At 59.3% G+C, this 4,728-nt stretch carries 5 protein-coding genes and 1 pseudogene; 1 reads left to right on the forward strand and 5 read right to left on the reverse strand.

From position 1 onward, the window contains the following. From SD72_RS17840 to SD72_RS16590, 4 genes are all read right to left on the reverse strand, one after another. Positions 1-219: hypothetical protein (locus tag SD72_RS17840; RefSeq protein WP_157000658.1), on the reverse strand; the 219-nt coding region annotated here is incomplete at its 3' end. A gap of 80 nt (positions 220-299) precedes the next feature. Next, positions 300-992: an LA2681 family HEPN domain-containing protein gene (locus SD72_RS16580; protein WP_042545581.1), complete on the reverse strand. Its 693-nt coding sequence runs from the start codon at positions 990-992 to the stop codon at positions 300-302. Beyond that, entirely contained in the window at positions 989-1,912 is a 924-nt protein-coding gene (locus tag SD72_RS16585; protein WP_157000659.1) for a tetratricopeptide repeat protein, read from the reverse strand. Before SD72_RS16585 ends, SD72_RS16580 begins: the two co-directional genes overlap by 4 nt. Continuing rightward, positions 1,878-2,561, reverse strand: coding sequence for a hypothetical protein (locus SD72_RS16590; RefSeq protein WP_042545583.1), 684 nt, complete (start codon positions 2,559-2,561; stop codon positions 1,878-1,880). The genes SD72_RS16585 and SD72_RS16590 overlap by 35 nt, the downstream gene beginning before the upstream one ends. A gap of 540 nt (positions 2,562-3,101) precedes the next feature. On the opposite strand from SD72_RS16590, the gene SD72_RS16600 reads away from it, so the two are divergent. Next, positions 3,102-3,644 carry a hypothetical protein gene (locus SD72_RS16600; RefSeq protein ID WP_157000660.1) on the forward strand — a complete coding sequence of 181 codons (543 nt, stop codon included), beginning with the start codon at positions 3,102-3,104 and terminating at the stop codon, positions 3,642-3,644. Between the two features lie 410 nt (positions 3,645-4,054). On the opposite strand, the pseudogene SD72_RS18420 reads toward SD72_RS16600, so the two are convergent. Further along, a pseudogene (locus SD72_RS18420) lies at positions 4,055-4,438 on the reverse strand (restriction endonuclease). Positions 4,439-4,728 lie beyond the last annotated feature (290 nt).

Consider the following 4,728-nt stretch of genomic DNA (forward strand, 5'->3'; position numbering starts at 1 on the left):
GGGCCGGCCGCGGGCATCATCTTGGCCGTGGGCGTAGCAGTGGTAGACGATGCCGCCCAGCTCGTGACGCGAGAGAACGTAGCCGACGGGTGCGGCACGGTCCCGGCGAACCTGCCAGACACCGAACGTTCCCGGTGCCGGCGGAACCGCGAACGGATGCGTCGGGATCGGCCGGCGCAGAATCTTTGCGGCCGTCTCGCCAGACCCTCGCACTCCCACGACGTGAGGCTACGGCTGCCTGCCGACATTGCACACGTGGGTGTGTTTTCCCCTGCTGCTATGGGCTCTCCGGCAAGTCCTTAGTCCTGGAAGAACATCGGCATGTCAAAGACCGGTCCGTCATGGGTGCGGGTGTCCTCTCGATCCGCTACTAGATCGAGGAGATAGAGATACGCGGCTCGGGCCACAGCCAGCGACGAATGGGACGCAGTTATGAGACCCCGGAGGTCAATGCGGACGTGAGTGGCGTCGTCTGGCTTGTCGTCCAATTCCATCGCCCAGGTCAAGTTGACGAGCCGATGAGTGCCTGCATTACGAAGGGTCTTGGCGGCCTCATAAATACCGTCGGTGAAGTCGACAGCTAGCTCAGCAAGACTTAACGCCGACGGTGTGAAATCTGCGGGAGGCACCGGCAGAGCTGGGTGCAATAAGGCCGGTTGCCCTTTCACCCAGAAGGCCTTGAACGTCACGTTCTCGGGGTCAAGCCCTACGGAGAAGTGCTCGTTGGCGGCGACTGCGATCTTGTCGAGCAGGTCCAGAGTGCTTCTTTGCGCGAGGACTAGAGACGATGAGGCTTCTCCATAGACGGCCATGTCGAGCGTGTCCGCATAAACGCCAGAATCATCGGGACTCTGGCCGAGTGGAGCGTCGAGGAGCCTTTGCTCTCCTGAGAATGCGAGCCTCCGCGATACCAAGTACTCGGCCTTGAGCACGTTGACCGATGCGTAAATCGGCGGCATACCTACCGAAGTGGTTTGCAGGGACTCGATCATGGCGGAGTCCCACCTCGCGCTATCCGTTCCAAGTCCGTCAACCGCCAAAGCCAGGGCAAAACGGTGTCCTTGATCCATTGTTGATACTCATCCAGGACATCACCACCATGCTCGGCGTGCCCATGTCCTCCCAGGAGTTCCACCGCGTCCCAATTCTGGGCCACTTGCTCCCCGGCCAAATCGACTGTGCGCTGTCGATGAGCTTTCGAATGACGAACGAAAGCATCGTGCACGACCGCGTAGTGCCCCAGAGTTCCTCTCCCACTTGAGATCCGACGACGAAGCAGGTACGCGGCATTGCCTGACGCATTTCCGTTTGTAGGGTCGGCCTCGAGAGCGTCGGAATACGCCTGATACGCCTCCACCCATCGACCCGAATCATCGAAGAGATTAGCCAGATTGCACAGGGCCATGCCGCGGAGCTCTGATGCGACTGAGGCGTCGTAGCCAACTCCGAAAAAGAGCGCTCGCGCTTCTTTCAGCAGATCGCGATCTAAAAGGCGAGCAGCGACGTACTGGTCGGCGGTCAATCCTTCACGGTCATGAGCCAGCTGATGCAGACACGACCTTCCGTTACCCGCGTTGTATTCAAGATTCCGGCGCAGATGAGTGTCGGCAGCTAGGAGCCTCGCTCGATCCGCAATGTCAGTGCCAAGCTTTGCTGCACGCTTATTCCGTCGATATCCGGCAAAGTTGATCAGGACACTCGACACCGTGAAGGCTGCAAGGGCCCATTCGTCGCCATCAATGGAATCAGCCTCGTGAAGACGATCAAGCTCCCCGACGAGGCTTTCGGCGTTCTTCATGCAGGCCGAGTGGCCGTTCTGAGCCGCCAATACGACAGCGTTTACCTGGCTAGCGATCTCACGAGGCATGCGCCGCACTTCATTCCCCCTTGTAATGAATTTCGTCGAGTTCATGCACTACGGCTCGGACGTCTTCATTCGAGAGCTTGTCCATGAAAAAGATCTTCCCGCCGATCTTGTTCAGGGATGTTCCCATGATCACGCCCGTCTCTCTGTCTGCAATCCAGAAACGATCGTGAAAGTCCTCAGAGACCACGACTCGCAGAACCGCGTCGGGTGCGGCCAGCTTTAGAGCTGCTGTCACAGCACCCTGCACTCGATCATCCGTCTGTTTCTCAGACACAACAGCGATGACAGTCACCTCATTCGTGAGAAGCGGAGACATGATTCGAACGAGGGAGGCAGCATAGGCGTCTGCGTCCTTCACTCGCCTATTGGTGAACAGGTAGGGGTCTGTTATCGCCAGCTCACGCTTGGGGTTCAACTTGCCAAGACGGCTTATGACGTAGTGCTCGGCCTCGTGGGCCGGGGCCCTAGGAGAAACATCCTCCTGGATGGAGACAACATCGAGATAAGCGCTTGGGCCTTCTTCACGGAGGCGCTCTTGAATTTCCAGGGTTGTTTCCCCGACTTGCCGAAAACCAATCGAGTAACCGAGCCTTTCGGCGACCGCGGAGACCTGGAGTAGATGCTCGTGAGATATTTCCGGAGTAAAGGCGAAGCAGTTGTGCACGCCCCGATGGACCATGAAGGCATCAGACATGGTCAGGCAAAGATGTAGGAAAGTCGACTGTTGTTCAAGAATCTAAGCTCGTCCGGTGCGTCAAAGTCCAGTTCCCCGTTGACCAGGACGCAGTCCTCTTCGGACTCTCTAAGAAACACCCCCGGCATGACGGCTCGGTTCCTTGCGGCACCGCCGAGAAACCGGAGGAAGGCCTGACGATCTTCAACGTCGGCTAGCCCTATATCGACCTTTCGGCCGCTTGCTTTTTCCCGCAAGCGAGCACTGGGTCGCCCCTCCCTGTTTTCATACTCCTCGATGTAGCATTTGACCTGCACGATGCTCCGACTTCTACATGCCGCTTCGGCGCGGCTGTGAGACCCCATGCTAGATCCGTTGACGGGTAGCTGAGTACTTCTCGTTCGCGCCGTGCCGCCCATGCCTTCGCACCCTCGTCCGATAACCGATCGTCTACCGGGACGGTGAGCGGAGGCACACACGGGTCACAGACAACGGACTCGCCGGGTGCTTTCGGGGTAAGAGTGCGTGAAGTGAGGAGCCCGAGCGTCGTATGCTCCGAACATGGTCCGCAGGCAGCAGTCTGATCCGCATCGAGCGGCACGTGTGCGGTTGCTCGCAACGGAAGTCGACAAGCGGCTCGATGCCGCCCTACGCCGCAGCGCTGGCTTTGACACTAAGGCAGGCTTCATCCTTACCGCCTCCGGGCTCGTGGCCGGAAGTAGCGCCGTCACTGCCTCAGTATCGACAGTGCCCGCACTGGCCAGCATCCCAATCTCATTGGCCCTCCTTGGCATCGGAGCCGCAATGTGGGCCTTGTGGACGCGAAGCATCGATGTGCCCGACGCTCGGAAAATCGTCGACGACTTCGTGGACCAGCCTGTGGCACCCGAGCGTTTGGAGGATGTTCTCCTCGAGGTTCGAACCAAAGAAGTTGAAGCGAGAGAGAACCACAACACCAGCAGGGCCAAGGCAGTGACGGTGGGTTTCGTCATGCTCGCCGCAGCGGTATCGGCACTGCTAATTTTTGTCCTAGTTGCTCGCCAAGTCGCACCGGTAGGAGAATTGAATGGCACGCCAACCCCGACCCCAGCAGCCATCGAATGACGATGACAGCCCGCCCGATCGCCCGGACGTTGAGGACTACATGACGTCATTGACGCATTCGGGTGAGAGTGAAACGTTCGAGTTCAAGGAATCAGAGAGCGGCCTCGATGAGTAACGACGACAGCGATGACGAAAAGGGCAAGCCTGAACGTCCGAACGTGGGTGAGCTCTTTCGACGCGTGCAAGAGAGTAAGGATCCACTTCCGCCGCCTCCCGGATCAGGCGACAAATAGATCAGACACGCTGATCGCTGGACCTTCCCACTCATGCTCGTCGGCGATGGTGGACGAAACTCTCAAACCGACAGCAGCCCCGACCTCGCCCGAAAGACGGCACGGGAAGCCGACTAAGACACTCTGAGGCGCGCCTGGACCGAAGACATGTCAAGCAGTTACGACAGCTCCTGACGGTCAATCGAAGAAGTCGGCGTCGACCGCGACGGCTGTGTAGGTGTTCCGTACCTGGACACCGACCTGGTACTTAATCATCAGCGCGATAAGTCGCGGCCCATCAATGAGGACGACACGGGATTGGACGTTGTTCGTGTAGCTGACGGCTGCGGGCGTGAATGCGGATGTGGTCAGGAACACCCCGCGAGTGGCGCCGAAGCCGTGAAGGGCCCCCACGAAGGCCTGGATGGTTTCACGGCTGATGTTGTTGCCGGCTTTTTACCTCTTGGCCTGGATGTAGACCCGGTCAAGGCCCAGAGCGTCCTGGTCGATGACACCGTCGATGCCCTCGTCGCCGGTTCCACCGATCCGTTTGCCGCGCTGCTCGGCCCCTCCATAACCCATCGCGAGGAGCAGTTTGACGACAGCCTGCTCGAAGAAGTCCGGGTGACTCTCTCGGAGGCGGTTCAGGAGCTCTTCCCCGACTTCGGCCTCGATGCGACTGATACCGTCCTCGATCTGTTCAATCGGGTCGAGGATGCCGGCAGCAGCCTGAGCAAGGCCGGCGCCGTCGACCTCGGTACCGGCAAGTTTGCGGTTTTCGTTGGGCCAGAACGGGGCGAAGATCGTCGCGGGCTTTGGCGTAGTCGAAACCGTTCGGGTACTCGATGAGTGCGCTGCGTCCGCGGTCGTTG

It is taken from the genome of Leucobacter komagatae (assembly GCF_000834055.1).
In the GTDB taxonomy this organism is placed as follows: domain Bacteria; phylum Actinomycetota; class Actinomycetes; order Actinomycetales; family Microbacteriaceae; genus Leucobacter; species Leucobacter komagatae_A.